Below are 19596 nucleotides of genomic sequence, written 5' to 3'. Positions count from 1 at the left end.
AAGCGGAACGCGTGGAAGGAATGAAAATAAAAAGGTGAGGGCAAGACCCTGCGGTCTGATGCCCTCACCCTGGCCCTCTCCCACAGGGAGAGGGAACAAACACTAATTACACTGCCGTCTGGAAGATAACCCCGTCAGCCTTCTCGGTGTACTGAGAGAGCTGATCGAAGTTCAGATAGCGATAGGTATCCACCGCCGTCTTATCTACCTGTGCCACGAAGGTCTGGTACTCTTCCGGCGTTGGCAGCTTGCCAATCAGCGCTGCAACCGCCGCCAGCTCCGCAGAGGCCAGGTAGACGTTTGCCCCGGTACCTAAACGGTTCGGGAAGTTACGGGTTGAGGTGGAGACCACCGTCGCACCGTCAGCCACGCGCGCCTGGTTACCCATACACAGGGAACAGCCAGGGATTTCGATACGCGCCCCGCTCTTACCGAACACGCTGTAGTACCCCTCTTCCGTCAACTGGGCCGCGTCCATACGGGTTGGCGGTGCCACCCACAGACGGGTCGGCAGCTGGCCTTTGTGGGTATCCAGCAGTTTACCGGCAGCGCGGAAGTGACCGATGTTGGTCATGCAGGAGCCGATGAACACTTCGTCAATCTTGTCGCCCTGAACGTCAGAGAGCAGACGCGCGTCGTCCGGATCGTTCGGCGCACACAGGATTGGCTCTTTGATGTCGGCCAGATCGATGTCGATCACTGCCGCATATTCCGCGTCAGCATCGGCTTCGAGCAGCTGTGGATCCGCCAGCCATTTCTCCATGCCCTGAATACGACGCTCCAGAGTACGACGGTCGCCGTAACCTTCAGCAATCATCCACTTCAGCAGCACGATGTTGGAGGTCAGGTACTCTTCGATTGGTGCCTGGTTCAGCTTGATGGTACAGCCCGCAGCGGAACGCTCAGCGGAGGCATCGGTCAGTTCAAACGCCTGCTCCACTTTCAGATCCGGCAGGCCTTCGATCTCGAGGATGCGGCCAGAGAAGATGTTCTTCTTACCTTTCTTCTCAACGGTCAGCAGGCCCTGTTTGATCGCGTACAGCGGGATCGCATGCACGAGGTCACGCAGGGTGATGCCCGGCTGCATTTTGCCTTTGAAACGCACCAGAACGGATTCCGGCATGTCCAGCGGCATCACGCCGGTCGCAGCGGCAAAGGCCACCAGACCAGAACCCGCCGGGAAGGAGATCCCAATCGGGAAACGGGTGTGGGAGTCACCACCGGTACCGACGGTATCCGGCAGCAGCATGCGGTTCAGCCAGGAGTGGATGACGCCATCGCCCGGACGCAGAGAGACACCGCCACGGTTCATGATGAAGTCTGGCAGAGTGTGGTGCGTGGTGACGTCAACCGGCTTCGGATAGGCCGCGGTGTGGCAGAAGGACTGCATCACCAGGTCAGAGGAGAAGCCCAGGCACGCCAGGTCTTTCAGTTCGTCACGGGTCATAGGACCGGTGGTGTCCTGAGAGCCCACGGAGGTCATCTTCGGCTCGCAGTAGGCACCCGGACGGATACCGGCTACGCCGCAAGCCCGGCCAACCATTTTCTGCGCCAGAGAGTAACCCCGGTCGCTTTCGGCGACGTCTTTCGCCTGACGGAATACGTCGCTATGCGGCAGACCCAGCGCTTCACGCGCTTTGGTGGTCAGGCCACGACCGATGATCAGCGGGATACGGCCACCGGCACGTACTTCGTCGATCAGCACGTCGGTTTTCAGCTCGAAAGTCGCCAGCAGTTCGTTGGTGTCGTGGTTACGTACTTCGCCTTTGAACGGGTAGACGTCAATCACGTCGCCCATGTTCAGGTTGTTCACGTCCACTTCAATAGGCAGGGCGCCGGCATCTTCCATGGTGTTGAAGAAGATAGGGGCAATTTTGCCGCCGAGGCACAGACCACCGCCGCGCTTGTTCGGCACGTGTGGAATGTCATCACCCATGAACCACAGCACGGAGTTGGTTGCGGATTTACGGGAAGAACCGGTACCGACCACGTCACCAACGTAAGCCAGCGGGAAACCTTTCTGTTGCAGGGCTTCGATCTGCTTGATCGGGCCGACGGCACCAGGCTGATCCGGCTCAATGCCTTCGCGGGCGTTTTTCAGCATCGCCAGGGCGTGCAGTGGGATATCCGGGCGTGACCAGGCATCCGGCGCCGGAGACAGATCATCGGTGTTGGTTTCGCCGGTCACCTTGAAGACGGTGACGGTCATTTTTTCCGCCAGCGCAGGACGGCTCAGGAACCATTCGGCATCAGCCCAGGACTGCATAACCTGCTTCGCGTAGCCATTGCCCGCTTTCGCTTTCTCTTCTACGTCGTAGAAGTTATCGAACATCAGCAGCGTATGGGACAGGGCTTTAGCGGCAATCGGTGCCAGCGTGGTGCTGTCCAGCGCATCAATCAGCGGATGAATGTTATAACCACCCTGCATGGTGCCGAGCAGTTCAATCGCTTTTTCAGGGGTAACCAGTGGGGAGGTTGCTTCGCCTTTGGCAATCGCAGCAAGGAAACCGGCTTTAACGTAGGCGGCTTCATCGACGCCTGGCGGTACACGGTTGATCAACAGATCTAACAGGAATTCTTCTTCGCCTTTTGGCGGATTCTTCAGCAGCTCGACGAGCCCAGCCATCTGGGTAGCATCTAAGGGTTTCGGTACAATCCCCTCGGCGGCACGTTCTGCTACGTGCTTACGGTATTCTTCTAGCACGACGGTTCTCCTCGCTCTCATTGTCATATGCGGCCGGCGTTCTCTTCACGCTCCTGTGAGACAGCAGTTTGTAGGGTAAATGCCCGATACCGCGTCGGGCAGCATAGCAGGATTTTCAGACAGTGTTAATCCGTTTACAAAAAAGCAACATTAAATCGTTTGCTGAATCGTTAAGCATGGTATAGCGGCGAGGCGGGAAGAATTTCGGGCACAAAAAAACCGCCCTAAAGCGGTTATTTTGTTGCCTTGCGGTGGTAGCACACCGGATTGGCAGATTTGCGGCAAACCCCAACGAAAGAGATTTTGCTCCGCAATTCGGCGGTGTGCAAGCCGCTTGTGAAACCCCAACGGATTTTGCATCATCGGATATAATCTGTGTAATAAATGCTCACACTCTTTCTCCGGCCGGTCGGCACGGTTCCCTGTTTAAGTCAAAAAAGTAATACCCGGGTGCATATACTCGCGGCAACGTAAACGCCTTACGGCCTCGCTCTCGTCGGAGTCTTACTATGAAGTTGCCCCTTAAGCCACATCTGATTGCTCTCCTGTGTAGCGCCGGGCTGTTAGCCGCCTCGGGCGTTGTCTACGTGAATAGCCGCGTACCGGAAACCATCACTCAGCCTCCCCCACCCGTGCAGCCCGCTCCGGTCACCCAAACTGCGCCAGTGGCTGTGCCCCAGGTGCCGGTGGCCTACACCGCAGCGCAAATCGATCAATGGGTCGCTCCGATTGCCCTTTACCCGGACGCACTGCTGTCGCAAGTGTTGATGGCCGCTACCTATCCGGCAAACGTGATCCAGGCAGCCCAGTGGTCGCGGGACAATCCGAAGATGCAGGGAGATGCGGCGGTTCAGGCGGTCGCGGGGCAGCCCTGGGATCCGAGCGTAAAATCGCTGGTCGCCTTCCCCCAGCTGATGTCGCTGATGGGGGAAAACCCGCCGTGGGTGCAGAATCTCGGGGATGCGTTTCTCGCCCAGCCGAAGGATGTGATGGACTCCGTCCAGCGCTTGCGCCTGCTGGCGCAGGAAACCGGCGCGCTGCAGTCCACGCCGCAGCAGACGGTGACCACGGTGGCGAAAACCGAACCGCCAAAAGCCTCGACTTCAACCTCAACATCAGCTCCTGCCCCAACGGTGATCAAAATTGAATCCGCCGATCCGCAGGTGGTGTATGTCCCGACCTACAACCCCAGCACGGTTTATGGTACCTGGCCTAACACCAGTTATCCGCCAGTCTTTCTGCCGCCGCCTCCGGGGGAGCAGTTCACCGACAGCCTGGTGAAAGGGCTGGGCTTCAGTCTCGGGGTGGCCACAACCTATGCCATCTTCAGCAATATCGACTGGGATGACGATGATGACTGGGATCATGACCATCATAACGGGGATCATCACGGCGGCTATTCGCGTAACGGTGATAACAACATCAATATCAACGTGGATAACTTCAATAAAATCAGCGGTGAACGACTGGATGCTAACCGCGGCTGGCAGCATAATCCGGCCTATCGTGGGGGCGTACCCTACGCCACCAGCCTCACTACGCCGCAAGGGACCGTCAACCGCGACGCCCAGCGCCAGGCGGCAAACCAGCAGCTGAACCAGCTCTCCCAGCGCAATAACTACCGGGGATACGACAACGAGCGCCCGAAAACCACCAAACGGGAAAATAACCCCCAACGCAGCGCGCCCCGTCAGGAAACCGCCCGCAACGCACAACCGCAGCAGCGCACTGAGCACACCCGCCAGCGAGCCACGCAAACGCATCAGCGGGCCAACGCCCTCAGCGGCAACGACAGCCGTTCGGCCAGCTGGCAGGCCCAACAGCAGCGTGGGATGCAGAGCCGTCAGCAATCGGCCCGTACCCCGGAACAGCGCAGCGGTGGCAGAGCCCAGATGTCTGAACGCCGGGGCGGCGGTGAACACCGTGAATTTCGTCATCGTTAAGGGAGACGACAATGAAAAGTAAATTACTCAGCGCAATGATGTTGTTCATGGTATCGACCGGCATCTTTGCCCAACAACATTTCAACACGCCCGAACAGGCGACCGATGCGCTGGCGAAAGCCATCAACGAGCAGAACGACAAGGAACTGGGCAACCTGCTCGGCGAAGACTGGCGCACCTTCTTACCGGCCGACGGCGTTGACCCGGAAGCGGTGGATCGTTTTAAGCGTGACTGGCAGGTGAATCATCACACGGTGATCGATGGCGACATGGCCTGGCTCACCGTGGGCGAGTACCACTGGCAGCTGCCGATCCCGGTGGTGAAACGCGCCGAGGGGTGGCAGTTCGACATGCAGGAGGCCAAAGAGGAGATTCTCAACCGCGAAGTGGGCCGCAACGAGCTGGCCGCCATCGAGGCGCTGCACGCCTACGTCGATGCGCAGGAGAGCTATTACGCCCTCACCAACCAGTATGCGCAGAAAATTGTCAGCAGCGAGGGTAAAAAAGATGGTCTCTACTGGCCGGTGAAACCCGGTGAAGCCCCCAGCCCGCTCGGCCCGGCCTTCAGCCCGAAAGAGCCGGGTCAGGGCTACCACGGCTACCACTTCCGCATCCTGCCGGACAGCAAATCAGGCTTTGCGATGATTGCCTGGCCAGTGAGTTACGGTGAAACCGGGGTGATGAGCTTTATGATCAACGGGGATGACCGGGTGTGGCAGGCCAATCTGGGTGAGGCGTCGGCGGAGGAAGCCAAAGCGCTGGCGGCGTTTAACCCGGGCGATCGCTGGCAACTTGTGGCGCAGTAAGGATTTGCAGGATAAAAAAAAGCGGCTCATGAGCCGCTTTTTTATTGCCGGAAGAAAATTACTTCTTCTTCGCTTTCGCGTTTGGCAGGTCGGTGATGCTGCCTTCAAACACTTCTGCCGCCAGGCCAACAGACTCGTGCAGAGTCGGGTGAGCGTGGATGGTCAGGGCGATGTCTTCAGCGTCACAGCCCATTTCGATCGCCAGACCGATCTCACCCAGCAGCTCGCCGCCGTTGGTGCCGACAATCGCACCACCGATCACACGGTGAGTCTCTTTGTCGAAGATCAGTTTGGTTACGCCATCTGCGCAATCAGAAGCGATAGCACGGCCAGAAGCAGCCCACGGGAAGGTGGCGGTTTCGTAGCTGATGCCTTTCTCTTTCGCTTCTTTCTCGGTCAGACCAACCCAGGCAACTTCTGGCTCGGTGTAGGCGATAGATGGGATTACTTTGGGATCGAAGTAGTGCTTCATGCCGGCGATAACTTCTGCGGCAACGTGACCTTCGTGAACACCTTTGTGTGCCAGCATTGGCTGACCGACGATATCGCCGATAGCAAAGATGTGCGGCACGTTGGTGCGCAGCTGCTTGTCAACGCGGATGAAGCCACGGTCGTCAACTTCCACGCCCGCTGCACCTGCATTGAGGTTTTTACCGTTCGGCACACGGCCGATCGCCACCAGCACGGCGTCGTAACGCTGCGCTTCTGCAGGGGCTTTTTTGCCTTCCATGGAAACGTAAATACCGTCTTCTTTCGCTTCAACGGCAGTCACTTTGGTTTCCAGCATCAGGTTGAACTTCTTGCTGATGCGTTTGGTGAAGACTTTAACGATGTCTTTGTCCGCAGCCGGGATAACCTGGTCGAACATTTCAACCACGTCAATCTCTGAACCCAGCGCATGGTACACGGTGCCCATTTCCAGACCGATGATACCGCCACCCATAACCAGGAGGCGTTTTGGTACTTCTTTCAGTTCCAGCGCATCGGTGGAGTCCCATACGCGTGGATCTTCATGAGGAATGAACGGCAGTTCGATCGGACGGGAGCCCGCCGCGATGATCGCGTTGTCGAAGTTGATCACGGTTTTGCCGTTTTCGCCTTCCACTTCCAGGGTATTTGCCCCGGTAAATTTGCCCAGACCGTTGACCACTTTCACTTTACGGCCTTTGGCCATACCAGCCAGACCACCGGTCAGTTGAGTGATAACTTTCTCTTTCCAGGTACGAATCTTGTCGATATCGGTTTTCGGCTCGCCGAAGACGATACCGTGATCGGCGAGCGCTTTGGCTTCTTCGATAACTTTTGCAACGTGCAGCAGCGCTTTAGAAGGGATACAGCCGACGTTCAGACAAACACCACCGAGGGTGTTGTAACGTTCTACGATGACGGTTTCCAGACCTAAATCCGCGGCACGGAATGCTGCGGAATAACCTGCCGGGCCTGCCCCAAGTACTACGACCTGAGTTTTGATTTCTGTGCTCATCATGACCTCTTAATTTATACCCGTCGTCCACCGGGTCGTTCTATCCGCTCGTATTTTACAAAATTGTTAACAATTTTGAAACAACAAACGGCTCACGAATTTTTGCTTTCGCCAGTAAGCTCACCAACTGCATGAGATTACCAGAAAAAAGCCGGCCGTCAGGCCGGCTTTTCGATTACATCACCAGGCGGCGAATGTCGCTCAGGGTGTTGTTGATGATGGTAATGAAGCGGGCACCATCAGCACCGTCGATCACGCGGTGGTCGAAGGAGAGAGAAATCGGCATCATCAGACGCGGCATAAACTCTTTCCCGTTCCACACTGGCTCCATCGCAGACTTGGAGACACCGAGGATCGCCACTTCCGGCGCGTTAACAATCGGCGCGAAGTGGGTAGTACCCAGGCCGCCGATGCTGGAGATGGTGAAGCAACCGCCCTGCATTTCGCCAGCAGTCAGCTTACCGTCACGCGCTTTCTTGGAGATCACGGTCAGTTCGCGGGACAGCTCAGTGATGCTCTTCTTGTTCACGTCTTTGAAGACCGGAACAACCAGACCATTTGGCGTATCAACCGCAACACCGATGTTGATGTATTTCTTCAGCGTCAGCTTCTGACCATCTTCGGACAGGGAGCTGTTGAAACGTGGCATCTGCTCCAGAGCAGCGGCAACGGCTTTCATGATGAAGACAACCGGGGTGAATTTCACGTCCAGTTTACGCTTCTCAGCTTCGGCATTCTGCTGTTTACGGAACGCTTCCAGATCGGTGATATCGGTTTTGTCGAAGTGGGTAACGTGCGGGATCATCACCCAGTTACGGCTCAGGTTAGCACCAGAGATCTTCTGGATACGGCCCAGTTCCACTTCTTCGATTTCACCAAACTTGCTGAAGTCGACTTTCGGCCATGGCAGCATGCCCGGGATACCGCCACCGGTGGCAGCAGCAGGTGCCGCTTCAGCACGCTTAACCGCGTCTTTCACGTAAGCCTGAACGTCTTCGCGCAGGATACGGCCTTTACGACCGGTGCCTTTCACTTTCGCCAGGTTCACACCGAATTCGCGCGCCAGGCGACGAATCAGCGGAGTCGCGTGGACGTAAGCGTCGTTTTCAGCGAACTCAGATTTGCCTTCTGCTTTCGCAGCAGGGGCAGCGGCAGGTTTAGCTGCCTGAGCCGGTGCAGCAGCAGGTGCCGGAGCGGCAGCCGCAGGGGCCGCAGCAGGCGCAGCGCCTTCCACTTCGAAGACCATGATCAGAGAGCCGGTAGACACTTTGTCGCCGGTGCTGATTTTGATCTCTTTAACGGTACCGGCGAACGGCGCAGGGACTTCCATAGAAGCCTTGTCGCCTTCAACGGTGATCAGTGACTGTTCAGCAGCAACTTTGTCGCCCACTTTAACCATCACTTCGGTCACTTCAACTTCGTCGCCACCGATGTCCGGGACGTTAACGTCTTTCGCACCGCCAGCCGCAGCTGGAGCAGCAGCCTGTGCCGGAGCAGCAGCCTGAGCTGGCGCGGCAGCAGGTGCTGCACCTGCCACTTCGAAGACCATGATCAGGGAGCCAGTAGACACTTTGTCACCGGTGTTGATCTTGATCTCTTTAACGGTACCTGCGAACGGCGCCGGGACTTCCATAGAGGCTTTGTCGCCTTCAACGGTGATCAGAGACTGTTCAGCGGCAACGGTGTCGCCTACTTTGACCAGAATCTCGGTAACTTCAACTTCGTCACCGCCGATATCAGGCACGTTTACTTCTTTCGCTGCCGCGGCAGCTGCTGGAGCAGCGGCGGCCGGAGCGGCTTCTTTCTTCTCTTCCTGCGCAGGTGCAGCAGCTGCTGCACCGTCGGCGGAATCGAAAATCATGATCAGTTTGCCAGTCTCGGTTTTATCGCCAACAGAGACTTTGATCTCTTTAACGATGCCAGCCTGAGGAGACGGGACTTCCATAGAGGCTTTGTCGCCTTCTACGGTGATCAGCGACTGTTCAGCTTCAACTTTGTCGCCTACTTTGACCAGGATCTCGGTGATTTCAACTTCATCAGCCCCGATGTCCGGTACATTGATTTCGATAGCCATTATTCTTTTACCTCTTACGCCAGACGCGGGTTAACTTTTTCTGCATCGATGTTGAATTTGGTAATTGCGTCTGCAACCACTTTCTTATCGATTTCGCCACGTTTAGCCAGTTCGCCCAGTGCTGCTACAACCACGTAAGAAGCATCAACTTCGAAGTGGTGACGCAGGTTTTCGCGGCTGTCAGAACGACCGAAGCCGTCAGTACCCAGAACGCGATAATCATCAGCTGGAACGTAAGTACGAACCTGCTCAGCGAACAGTTTCATATAGTCAGTAGAAGCGACCGCTGGCGCGTCGTTCATCACCTGAGCGATGTACGGAACGCGTGGCGTTTCCATTGGGTGCAGCATGTTCCAGCGCTCACAATCCTGGCCATCACGTGCCAGTTCGGTGAAGGAGGTCACGCTGTAGACGTCAGAACCTACGCCGTAGTCGTTCGCCAGGATCTGCGCTGCTTCACGAACGTGACGCAGGATAGAGCCGGAGCCCAGCAGCTGAACTTTACCTTTGCTACCAGCAACGGTTTCGAGTTTGTAGATACCTTTACGGATACCTTCCTCGGCACCTTCCGGCATCGCCGGCATGTGGTAGTTTTCGTTCAGAGTGGTGATGTAGTAGTAAATGTTCTCTTGCGCTTCACCGTACATACGGGTCAGGCCATCATGCATGATGACTGCCACTTCGTACGCGTAAGACGGGTCGTAAGAGATACAGTTAGGGATAGTCAGAGACTGAATGTGGCTGTGACCATCTTCGTGCTGCAGACCTTCACCGTTCAGGGTCGTACGACCGGAAGTACCACCTACCAGGAAGCCGCGAGCCTGTTGGTCGCCAGCCTGCCAGCACAGGTCACCGATACGCTGGAAACCGAACATGGAGTAGTAGATGTAGAACGGGATCATCGGCAGGTTGTTGGTGCTGTAAGAGGTCGCAGCAGCCAGCCAGGATGCGCCTGCGCCCAGCTCGTTAATACCTTCCTGCAGAATCTGGCCTTTCTCGTCTTCTTTATAGTATGCAACCTGCTCGCGGTCCTGCGGGGTGTACTGCTGACCGTTCGGGCTGTAGATACCGATCTGACGGAACAGACCTTCCATACCAAAGGTACGCGCTTCGTCAGCGATGATTGGAACCAGACGATCTTTGATCGACTTGTTCTTCAGCATCACGTTCAGGGCACGCACGAAGGCGATAGTGGTGGAGATCTCTTTGTTCTGCTCTTCCAGCAGCTGAGAGAAGTCTTCCAGCGCTGGCAGTTCCAGTTTCTCAGTGAAGTTCACCTGACGGGATGGCAGGTAGCCGTTCAGTTTCTGACGCTGCGCGTGCAGATAGGTGTGCTCTTCAGAACCTTCCGGGAAGGTGATGTAGGAGAGGTTTTCAACCTGCTCGTCGGTCACTGGAACGTTGAAACGGTCGCGGATATAACGCACGCCGTCCATGTTCATTTTCTTCACCTGGTGCGCGATGTTTTTACCTTCGGCAGTATCACCCATGCCATAACCTTTAACGGTATGCGCCAGGATTACAGTTGCTTTGCCTTTGGTGTCCTGCGCTTTTTTCAGTGCAGCGTAGACTTTCTTCGGATCGTGACCACCACGGTTCAGGGCCCAGATCTGATCGTCAGTCCAGTCTGCAACCAGGGCTGCAGTCTCAGGGTATTTACCGAAGAAGTGCTCACGTACGTAGGCACCGTCTTTGGATTTGAAGGTCTGGTAGTCGCCGTCAACGGTTTCCTGCATCAGCTGGAGCAGTTTACCGCTGGTGTCTTTACGCAGCAGCTCATCCCAACGACCGCCCCACATGACTTTAATCACGTTCCAGCCAGCACCTGCGAAGATGCCTTCCAGTTCGTTGATGATCTTACCGTTACCGGTTACCGGACCATCCAGACGCTGCAGGTTACAGTTGATGATGAAGCACAGGTTGTCCAGCTTCTCACGGGTAGCGATGGTGATCGCACCTTTAGATTCTGGCTCATCCATCTCGCCGTCGCCCAGGAAGGCGTAAACGGTCTGCTGGGAGGTGTCTTTCAGACCACGGTGTTCCAGATATTTCAGGAACTTAGCCTGGTAGATCGCACCGATTGGACCCAGACCCATGGATACGGTCGGGAACTGCCAGAATTCTGGCATCAGTTTCGGGTGCGGATAAGAAGAGAGGCCTTTACCGTGAACTTCCTGACGGAAGTTGTTCATCTGCTCTTCAGTCAGACGACCTTCCAGGAACGCACGTGCGTACACGCCCGGAGAGATGTGGCCCTGGAAGTACACCAGGTCGCCGCCGTCTTTCTCGGTGCGCGCGCGGAAGAAGTGGTTAAAGCACACTTCATAAACGGTTGCAGAAGACTGGAAGGAAGCCATGTGGCCGCCCAGCTCCAGATCTTTTTTGGACGCGCGCAGAACGGTCATGATGGCGTTCCAGCGAATTGCAGAACGGATGCGGCGTTCCAGATCCAGATTGCCCGGGTATTCCGGTTCGTCTTCGACGGCAATCGTGTTTACGTAGTTGTTAGCCCCTGCACCTGCAGCTACTTTCACGCCACCTTTGCGGGCTTCAGAAAGCATCTGTTCAATCAGATACTGAGCGCGCTCAACACCTTCTTCACGGATGACCGATTCGATCGCCTGTTGCCAGTCGCGAGTTTCGATCGGATCCACGTCATTTTGGAGACGTTCTGACATGGGGGTATTCCTTATCTATCTAATACGTTGATTTGTCTGGAACCTGTCCCATTGTATTTTCGCCAGAAAACACAATAAGACAGGTTCTGCGTTTAGTTGCCGCGCTCTAAAAAACTGGCGCTTAATCCTTTCGTTGCTGTATGCGGCGCAGTGAACGTTCTCGACGACTCTGTTCACGGCTGCGGTCCAGCAAGATTTCCTCAATGAAAGCCAGGTGACGGTGCGACGCTTCACGCGCCTGCTCCGGCTCCCCGGCCATTATCGCCTCGAATACACGAGTGCGATGGTTGCTGACCAGCGGGAGCATCTCCCGACGGGCATACAACAATTCAAAATTCTGACGAACGTTCTGGGCAAGCATTGGCTCCATGCAGCGTAGCAGATGGAGGAGCACCACGTTGTGGGCTGCTTCAGTGACGGCAATTTGATACTGGACGACGGCATCGGACTCGGCGTCGAGATCGCCGGACTGTTGGGCCCGTTCAATGGCCTGATGGAGTTCGCGAATGCGTTCACGATCTTCATCGTTGCTGCGCAGCGCCGCGTAGTAAGCCGCGATGCCTTCAAGCGCGTGACGGGTCTCAAGCAGATCGAACTGGGATTCTGGGTGGTCGGAGAGCAGCTCCACTAACGGGTCGCTGAAGCTCTGCCACAGGCTGTTTTGCACAAAGGTTCCGCCACCCTGGCGACGAAGCAGTAGGCCCTTGGCTTCGAGACGTTGAATCGCCTCACGCAGCGAGGGACGGGAAACATCGAACTGTTTAGCCAGTTCGCGTTCAGGTGGTAGTTTTTCACCGGGGCGCAGGGTCCCCTCAAGGATCAAAAACTCCAGCTGCTGCTCAATCACATCGGATAATTTTGGTTGGCGAATTTTGCTGTAGGCCATATTCCCTGTCTTACGCCTTTTTGCCCGGAGTCAATTGGTCTTACCAATTTCATATTCGTATCGCTAAAGTAACAAAGTATTCACCTTCTGTCCATATTGGTTTTGACCGAAATCAGTAAACCCTGCTTATTTTAACAACCTTACAGAAATAACGTTTCAAAAATGTAACTCTGCACAAATGAAATGATTACTCCTAAAGAGGCAGTTTTAACGTTATCGAAACGATGAAAAGTGCGATCTGAACCGATTTAGCGGAGTAAAAAATGAAAAACTGCCCACTTATGGAGCATTTTTATTCTATAGGTTGATGAAGGGACGCAAACGGAACGATTTACAAATGCTTTCTTTTTATTCGAACTCGCTTTCTCCACGCATAAAGCAGGTGCATTCGCCGTCGCTTAACACTATTCTTCCGATTACGGAAGACACATCCGGTTATTTCAGCCAATTGAACCGTAAACTAATAAATACATGAAATGGAATTTCATAATTACACACGCCTGAGCGTGAACATAACAACCACACACGAGGTTTCATAATGGATGGTCAACAGCACGGCGATCAGCTGAAGCGCGGCCTTAAAAACCGCCATATTCAGCTTATCGCGCTCGGGGGCGCTATCGGTACCGGCCTGTTCCTGGGCAGCGCATCGGTTATTCAGTCTGCCGGTCCGGGTATTATTCTTGGTTACGCCATTGCCGGTTTTATTGCCTTTCTGATTATGCGTCAGCTCGGTGAAATGGTGGTCGAAGAGCCGGTCGCCGGTTCTTTCAGCCATTTTGCCTATAAATACTGGGGCAGCTTTGCCGGCTTCGCCTCTGGCTGGAACTACTGGGTGCTGTATGTGCTGGTGGCGATGGCGGAACTGACCGCAGTTGGTAAATACGTCCAGTTCTGGTGGCCTGAGATCCCGACCTGGGTCTCCGCGGCGGTCTTCTTCGTGGTGATCAACGCCATTAACCTGACCAACGTAAAAGTGTTCGGTGAGATGGAGTTCTGGTTCGCCATTATTAAAGTTATCGCAGTTGTGGCGATGATCCTGTTTGGCGGCTGGCTGCTGTTCAGCGGCAACGGTGGCCCACAGGCAAGCGTAAGCAACCTCTGGGATCAGGGCGGCTTCCTGCCACATGGCATGACCGGGCTGGTGATGATGATGGCGATCATTATGTTCTCCTTTGGTGGTCTGGAGCTGGTGGGTATTACCGCCGCTGAAGCAGACAACCCGGAGCAGAGCATCCCGAAAGCCACCAACCAGGTGATCTACCGCATCCTGATCTTCTATGTGGGCTCGCTGGCGGTGCTGCTCTCCCTGCTGCCATGGACCCGCGTTACCGCGGACACCAGCCCGTTCGTGCTGATCTTCCACGAGCTGGGCGACACCTTCGTGGCCAACGCCCTGAACGTAGTGGTACTGACCGCGGCGCTGTCGGTGTACAACAGCTGCGTTTACTGCAACAGCCGTATGCTGTTCGGCCTGGCTCAGCAGGGTAACGCTCCGAAAGCGCTCCTCAATGTCGATAAGCGTGGCGTGCCGGTTAACACCATTATCGTGTCGGCGGTTGTGACGGCACTGTGCGTGCTGATCAACTACCTGGCCCCGGACTCTGCCTTCGGTCTGCTGATGGCGCTGGTGGTCTCCGCCCTGGTGATCAACTGGGCGATGATCAGCCTGGCGCACATGAAGTTCCGTCGTGCGAAACAGCAGCAGGGCGTAAAAACGCGCTTCCCTGCCCTGCTCTACCCGCTGGGTAACTGGGTTTGCCTGATCTTTATGGCCGCGGTACTGGTTATCATGCTGATGACGCCGGGCATGGCGATCTCGGTCTACCTGATCCCGGTCTGGATTGTGATCCTCGGGGTCGGCTATATGTTTAAAGAAAAAAATGCCAAAGCAGTAAAAGCGCATTAATGCCCTTCCCCTCTGCGTCCCCCGGACGCAGAGGGTTGTTACCTTCCTCACACTTTCCCGTCTACAGCCATTTTATCCATATCACCGACGTTATACTGCAACGCATATTTTGCTTTGGCAGCGAATAATTCTCTCCATACCGAACTCGGAGAATCGTCGATGGATAACAATAAACTTTCAGTAAAAGAAAAGATCGGCTATGGAATGGGGGATGCCGGATGCAACATCATCTTTGGCGCCATCATGCTGTTTGTGAACTATTTTTATACGGATATTTTCGGTCTGGCCCCGGCGCTGGTGGGGGTGCTGCTGCTCTCCGTGCGCGTCATTGATGCCATTACCGACCCAATTATGGGCGCCATTGCCGATCGTACCCGCAGTAAGTATGGGCGATTTCGTCCATGGCTGTTATGGATCGCCTTCCCCTATGCGCTGTTCAGTATCCTCATGTTCACCACCCCGGACTGGACCTACAACAGCAAAGTTATCTATGCCTTTGTTACCTACTTCCTGCTCTCTCTGACCTATACGGCGATCAACATCCCCTACTGCTCGCTGGGTGGCGTGATCACTAACGATCCTAAAGAGCGCGTGGCCTGTCAGTCCTATCGCTTCGTGATGGTCGGTATCGCCACGCTGCTGCTGTCGCTGACGCTGCTGCCGATGGCTGACTGGTTCGGCGGCGAGGACAAAGCCAAAGGCTACCAGATGGCGATGACCGTGCTGGCGCTGATTGGTACCTGCATGTTCCTGTTCAGCTTCTCTACCGTGCGCGAGCGCGTGCGCCCGGCAGTGCAAACCCATGACGAGCTGAAAAACGATCTCAAAGACGTGTGGAAGAACGACCAGTGGGTACGCATTCTGCTCCTGACCCTGTGCAACGTCTGCCCGGGCTTTATCCGCATGGCGGCAACCATGTACTACGTCACCTGGGTGATGGGCCAGAGCACCCACTTCGCCACCCTGTTTATCAGCCTGGGCGTGGTGGGCATGATGCTTGGCAGCGTGCTGGCAAAAGTGCTGACCGACCGCTGGTGTAAGCTGAAGGTCTTCTTCTGGACCAACATCGTGCTGGCGATCTTCTCCACCGCCTTCTACTTCTTCGATCCGAAAGCCACCGTGACCATTGTGGTGCTCTACTTCCTGCTGAACATCCTGCACCAGATCCCGTCGCCGCTGCACTGGTCGCTGATGGCCGACGTGGACGACTATGGCGAATGGAAAACCGGTAAACGCATCACCGGGATCAGCTTCTCCGGCAACATCTTCTTCCTCAAGCTGGGCCTGGCGATTGCCGGGGCGATGGTGGGCTTCCTGCTCTCCTGGTACGGTTATGATGCGGGTGCTAAAGCGCAAAGCGCGGACGCCATTAACGGGATCGTGCTGCTGTTTACCGTCATCCCTGGCGTCGGGTATCTCGTTACCGCTGGCGTGGTCCGTCTGCTGAAAGTCGATCGCGAAACCATGAAGCAGATTCAGGAAGACCTGGAAAAACGCCGGAACAACTATCGCGAGCTGAATGATTTTCAGGAACTCAAAGCCGCTGAGACCAAATAAGGAAAGCCGAATGCAAACCTGGCCAAACCCGTTTATTGAACAACGCGCTGACCCGTACATTCTTCATCATGAAGGGCAATACTACTTTATTGCCTCGGTGCCGGAATATGACCGGCTGGCGATCCGCCGTGCCGACACGCTGGAGGGGCTGCGCAGTGCCGATGAGGTGGTGGTCTGGCGCAAACCGGCCACCGGCCCGATGAGTCAGCTGATCTGGGCCCCGGAGCTGCACTGCATTGACGGCAACTGGTACATCTATTTTGCCGCCACGCACACCCAGGCGCTGGATAAACTCGGGATGTTCCAGCACCGGATGTTTGTGCTCGAATGTACCGACAGCGATCCCCTGACAGGAGAGTGGACGGAAAAAGGGCAAGTTAAAACGCCCTTCGATACCTTTGCTTTAGACGCCACCACTTTTGTTCATCAGGGGAAACGCTGGTATCTCTGGGCGCAAAAAGCCCCGGATATCACCGGTAACTCGAATCTGTATCTGTGCGAGATGGAGAACCCGTGGACCTTAAAAGGCGAGCCGGTGATGCTCAGCAAACCGGAGTATGACTGGGAGTGCCGCGGGTTCTGGGTCAACGAAGGTCCGGCAGTGCTGTTCCACGGCGAGCGGTTGTTTATCAGCTACTCCGCCAGCGCCACGGATGAAAATTACTGCATGGGGCTGCTGTGGATCGACCTCAATGCCGACCCACAGAACCCGGCGAACTGGCATAAATCACCGCAGCCGGTATTCACTACCAGCTATGAGAACCGTCAGTACGGGCCGGGACACAACAGCTTCACCCAAACGCCGGACGGCGAAGACGTGCTGATTTACCATGCACGCAACTACACCGAAATAGAGGGCGATCCGCTCTACGATCCAAACCGCCACACCCGCCTGAAACTTGTTCGCTGGAATGAAAACGGGATGCCTGATTTTGGCATCCCGTCAGCGGATACAGTGTAAGTCCTGCGGCACGCTGGTTTAGATCAGCGTGCCGTAAATGGTCAGCAGCGCCACTATTACCACTACCACAAACGACGTTTTCTTGGCCATTGAGACGGCCGCTTTCGGCGTTTCGATCTTATCGGTGTGCGGCTCGCGTGCCAGCGAGAACTGCGCCAGACGCGTTAACACCAGGTACTGCGAGGTATGACGATCTCCCAGCGAGGCGAACCATGCCGGCAGGGCTTTCTCACCATGCCCGATCAACGCATACACCACCCCGAACAGCCGCACCGGCAGCCAGTCCAGCACATGCAGAATGGCGTCGATCCCTGACTGCAATCGCTCGTGCGGGGTCAGGTAGCGTGCCAGCCAGCTCTGCCACGCGCGTAAAAACGCATAGCCCATCATCAGGACCGGGCCCCAAGCACCGCCCACCACAAACCAGAACAAGGGTGCCAGATAGAAGCGGAAGTTAATCCACAGCAGCGCATTCTGCAGCTCGCGTAAAAACTCGCGCTCATTGCACTCCGGCGGTACGCCGTGGATCAGCGTCAGCTCGCTGGCCATCGCCCCGCGGGCATGGGCATCATTGTTGGTTGCCGCCTTCAGGTAGGCATGGTAGTGCAAACGCACCTTGCCCGCGCCAATGCAGAGGACGCCGAGCAGGATCCACACCACCAGCAGCGGCACATTAAAGAACAGGCCATACAGCGAACGCAGCAGCAGGAACACCACCAGCATCACCCCCGCCGTCATCAGCAGGGTGCGGATCATGGAAAAATGGCGGATGCGACGAAACAGCACTTCCATCCGGTGATCCAAGTGCCAGTGCTCGCCCAGCTTGAACAAACGCTCAGCAATCATTACCAGCAGCATGGTAAATAACGTCATGTCATCTCCTTTTCTGACAGGGCGGTAAGCAGGGTGTTGAATCGTTGCCAGTCAAACGCCGGCCCGGGGTCGGTCTTGCGCTGCGGCGCAATATCGCTGTGTCCGGTCACGTTGCGGGCGATAGCCGGGTAGAGGCTGATAAGTGTGCGCGTCACCGCGGCCAGCTGCTGATACTGCGCATCGGTGTAAGGCAGCGTATCCGTGCCTTCCAGCTCGATACCAATAGAAAAATCATTGCAGCGTTCACGCCCCTGATACTGAGAAACGCCTGCATGCCAGGCACGTTTATCAAAGGGAACATACTGGACGATTTCACCGTCACGGCGAATCAGACAATGGGCAGAAACGCGCAGGTGAGCGATCTCCGCGAAAAAGGGGTGAGCATCGGGATCGATTGTCCCGGTGAATAGCGCGTCAATCCACGGACCGCCAAACTCGCCAGGCGGCAGGCTGATGTTATGCACCACCAGCAGCGACGGGATCTCATCCTCCGGGCGGCAATCGTGGTGTGGCGAAGGAACACGCCGTGCCTCTGCCAGCCAGCCATGTTCTGAGTGCATGCAGGATCTCCTTATATATGGTGCTGATTCCCGGTTCAGAGTAGCATGTTTCAATCTTATGATTCGTTACCAATTTGGAGTTTTAACATGCCGCCTCGTCGCTACAACCCCGACCACAGACGTAACGTACTGCTGGAACGTATTAATCTCGATATTCCGGTAAGCGTCGCCAATGCGTTGCGCGAAGATCTGGGTGGAGACGTCAACGCTGACAACGACATTACCGCCCAGTTGCTGGCGGAAGATGCCCGTTCCCATGCGGTGGTGATCACCCGTGAGGATGGTGTGTTCTGTGGTAAACGCTGGGTGGAAGAGGTCTTTATCCAGCTGGCCGGGGACGGCGTTCAGGTGACGTGGCATGTTGAAGATGGCGATAACATTAAAGCTAACCAGCCGCTGTTTGAACTGGAAGGCGCATCGCGCGTCCTGCTGACCGGTGAGCGCACCGCGCTCAACTTTGTCCAGACGCTCTCCGGCGTCGCCAGCGAAGCACGCCGCTATGTCGATCTGCTCGAAGGCACAACGACCCAGTTGCTGGATACCCGCAAAACGCTGCCGGGCCTGCGTACCGCCCTGAAATATGCCGTGCTGTGCGGCGGCGGCGCCAACCACCGTCTGGGATTATCCGATGCGTTCCTGATTAAAGAGAACCACATTATCGCCTCGGGCTCCGTTCGCCAGGCCGTGGAAAAAGCCTTCTGGCTGCACCCGGATGTGCCGGTGGAAGTGGAAGTGGAGAATCTGCAGGAGCTGGACGATGCGCTGAAAGCCGGTGCTGACATCATCATGCTGGACAACTTTACGACTGAGCAGATGCGCGAGGCCGTTAAACGCACTAACGGCCAGGCCCGCCTTGAGGTCTCTGGCAACGTGACGCACGAAACCTTACGTGAGTTCGCCGAAACCGGCGTCGATTTCATCTCCGTTGGCGCGCTGACCAAACACATTCGCGCCCTCGACCTGTCAATGCGCTTTCGCTAAGTGACACTAAGCCCGGTCAGCACTGGCCGGGCAAGCCCGATTTACGACCCGCCTCGCAAACCCGCTGCATTGCACTGTAACGCCCGCACATCCCGCTGAATCATGCTTCACGAATCGATTTTTGCCCCTCGCCCCCGGTCTGTCCCGCTGCCACAGTAGCCTGCGTCAACTTAAGGAGCGA

General features: G+C 56.0%; 13 protein-coding genes. 6 read left to right on the top strand and 7 right to left on the bottom strand.

Annotated features, from left to right (window positions below; all coding sequences use genetic code 11):
• Nucleotides 1-106 precede the first annotated feature (106 nt).
• Nucleotides 107-2704 (bottom strand): bifunctional aconitate hydratase 2/2-methylisocitrate dehydratase, encoded by a 2598-nt coding sequence (gene acnB, locus G7090_RS04075; RefSeq protein WP_166181612.1) that lies wholly within the window; start codon nt 2702-2704, stop codon nt 107-109.
• Nucleotides 2705-3213: 509 nt separating this feature from the next.
• Here acnB and G7090_RS04070 point away from each other — a divergent pair.
• Both G7090_RS04070 and G7090_RS04065 read left to right on the top strand, forming a co-directional pair.
• On the top strand, nt 3214-4647 hold the full coding sequence (locus G7090_RS04070; RefSeq protein WP_166181611.1) for a DUF3300 domain-containing protein: 1434 nt from the start codon (nt 3214-3216) through the stop codon (nt 4645-4647).
• Nucleotides 4648-4658: 11 nt separating this feature from the next.
• On the top strand, nt 4659-5453 hold the full coding sequence (locus G7090_RS04065; RefSeq protein ID WP_166181610.1) for a DUF2950 family protein: 795 nt from the start codon (nt 4659-4661) through the stop codon (nt 5451-5453).
• 58 nt (nt 5454-5511) lie between these two features.
• On the opposite strand, the gene lpdA is transcribed toward G7090_RS04065, so the two are convergent.
• From lpdA to pdhR, 4 genes are all read right to left on the bottom strand, one after another.
• The gene (gene lpdA, locus G7090_RS04060; protein WP_106994262.1) at nt 5512-6936 is read right to left on the bottom strand and encodes a dihydrolipoyl dehydrogenase; all 1425 of its coding nucleotides are present in this window, start codon (nt 6934-6936) and stop codon (nt 5512-5514) included.
• Nucleotides 6937-7111: 175 nt separating this feature from the next.
• Entirely contained in the window at nt 7112-9010 is a 1899-nt protein-coding gene (gene aceF / locus G7090_RS04055; protein WP_166181609.1) for a pyruvate dehydrogenase complex dihydrolipoyllysine-residue acetyltransferase, read from the bottom strand.
• A gap of 14 nt (nt 9011-9024) precedes the next feature.
• Nucleotides 9025-11688, bottom strand: coding sequence for a pyruvate dehydrogenase (acetyl-transferring), homodimeric type (gene aceE / locus G7090_RS04050; RefSeq protein ID WP_106994260.1), 2664 nt, complete (start codon nt 11686-11688; stop codon nt 9025-9027).
• 121 nt (nt 11689-11809) lie between these two features.
• Nucleotides 11810-12574, bottom strand: a complete 765-nt coding sequence (gene pdhR, locus G7090_RS04045; RefSeq protein WP_103947083.1) for a pyruvate dehydrogenase complex transcriptional repressor PdhR — start codon at nt 12572-12574, stop codon at nt 11810-11812.
• 538 nt (nt 12575-13112) lie between these two features.
• On the opposite strand from pdhR, the gene aroP reads away from it, so the two are divergent.
• The 3 genes from aroP (at nt 13113) to G7090_RS04030 (ending at nt 17001) form a co-directional block, all read left to right on the top strand.
• Nucleotides 13113-14483 carry an aromatic amino acid transporter AroP gene (aroP, locus tag G7090_RS04040; protein WP_166181608.1) on the top strand — a complete coding sequence of 457 codons (1371 nt, stop codon included), beginning with the start codon at nt 13113-13115 and terminating at the stop codon, nt 14481-14483.
• 159 nt (nt 14484-14642) lie between these two features.
• Nucleotides 14643-16040, top strand: a complete 1398-nt coding sequence (locus tag G7090_RS04035; RefSeq protein ID WP_106994258.1) for a glycoside-pentoside-hexuronide (GPH):cation symporter — start codon at nt 14643-14645, stop codon at nt 16038-16040.
• A gap of 10 nt (nt 16041-16050) precedes the next feature.
• The gene (locus tag G7090_RS04030; RefSeq protein ID WP_166181607.1) at nt 16051-17001 is read left to right on the top strand and encodes a family 43 glycosylhydrolase; all 951 of its coding nucleotides are present in this window, start codon (nt 16051-16053) and stop codon (nt 16999-17001) included.
• An 18-nt stretch (nt 17002-17019) separates the two neighbouring features.
• Here the strand turns inward: G7090_RS04030 and ampE are convergent, their stop codons facing one another.
• Both ampE and ampD read right to left on the bottom strand, forming a co-directional pair.
• Nucleotides 17020-17874, bottom strand: coding sequence for a beta-lactamase regulator AmpE (gene ampE, locus G7090_RS04025; RefSeq protein ID WP_106994256.1), 855 nt, complete (start codon nt 17872-17874; stop codon nt 17020-17022).
• Nucleotides 17871-18434: a 1,6-anhydro-N-acetylmuramyl-L-alanine amidase AmpD gene (ampD, locus tag G7090_RS04020; protein ID WP_106994255.1), complete on the bottom strand. Its 564-nt coding sequence runs from the start codon at nt 18432-18434 to the stop codon at nt 17871-17873. The genes ampE and ampD overlap by 4 nt, the downstream gene beginning before the upstream one ends.
• 87 nt (nt 18435-18521) lie before the next feature.
• Between ampD and nadC the strand changes: the two genes are divergently transcribed.
• On the top strand, nt 18522-19415 hold the full coding sequence (gene nadC / locus G7090_RS04015) for a carboxylating nicotinate-nucleotide diphosphorylase (RefSeq protein ID WP_106994254.1): 894 nt from the start codon (nt 18522-18524) through the stop codon (nt 19413-19415).
• Nucleotides 19416-19596: the final 181 nt, after the last annotated feature.

The sequence above is a fragment of the Leclercia sp. 29361 genome, assembly GCF_011290365.1.
In the GTDB taxonomy this organism is placed as follows: Bacteria; Pseudomonadota; Gammaproteobacteria; order Enterobacterales; family Enterobacteriaceae; genus Enterobacter; species Enterobacter tamurae.
This window is presented reverse-complemented; position numbering and strand designations above follow the sequence as displayed.

Excerpts from the sequence above, each read along its gene's own strand:
- G7090_RS04070 (WP_166181611.1), top strand. The coding sequence starts at position 3,214 with ATGAAGTTGCCCCTTAAGCCACATCTGATTGCTCTCCTGTGTAGCGCC.
- nadC (WP_106994254.1), top strand. The coding sequence starts at position 18,522 with ATGCCGCCTCGTCGCTACAACCCCGACCACAGACGTAACGTACTGCTG.
- lpdA (WP_106994262.1), bottom strand. The coding sequence starts at position 6,936 with ATGAGCACAGAAATCAAAACTCAGGTCGTAGTACTTGGGGCAGGCCCG.
- ampD (WP_106994255.1), bottom strand. The coding sequence starts at position 18,434 with ATGCACTCAGAACATGGCTGGCTGGCAGAGGCACGGCGTGTTCCTTCG.
- aceF (WP_166181609.1), bottom strand. The coding sequence starts at position 9,010 with ATGGCTATCGAAATCAATGTACCGGACATCGGGGCTGATGAAGTTGAA.
- G7090_RS04035 (WP_106994258.1), top strand. The coding sequence starts at position 14,643 with ATGGATAACAATAAACTTTCAGTAAAAGAAAAGATCGGCTATGGAATG.
- G7090_RS04065 (WP_166181610.1), top strand. The coding sequence starts at position 4,659 with ATGAAAAGTAAATTACTCAGCGCAATGATGTTGTTCATGGTATCGACC.
- G7090_RS04030 (WP_166181607.1), top strand. The coding sequence starts at position 16,051 with ATGCAAACCTGGCCAAACCCGTTTATTGAACAACGCGCTGACCCGTAC.
- pdhR (WP_103947083.1), bottom strand. The coding sequence starts at position 12,574 with ATGGCCTACAGCAAAATTCGCCAACCAAAATTATCCGATGTGATTGAG.
- ampE (WP_106994256.1), bottom strand. The coding sequence starts at position 17,874 with ATGACGTTATTTACCATGCTGCTGGTAATGATTGCTGAGCGTTTGTTC.
- aceE (WP_106994260.1), bottom strand. The coding sequence starts at position 11,688 with ATGTCAGAACGTCTCCAAAATGACGTGGATCCGATCGAAACTCGCGAC.
- aroP (WP_166181608.1), top strand. The coding sequence starts at position 13,113 with ATGGATGGTCAACAGCACGGCGATCAGCTGAAGCGCGGCCTTAAAAAC.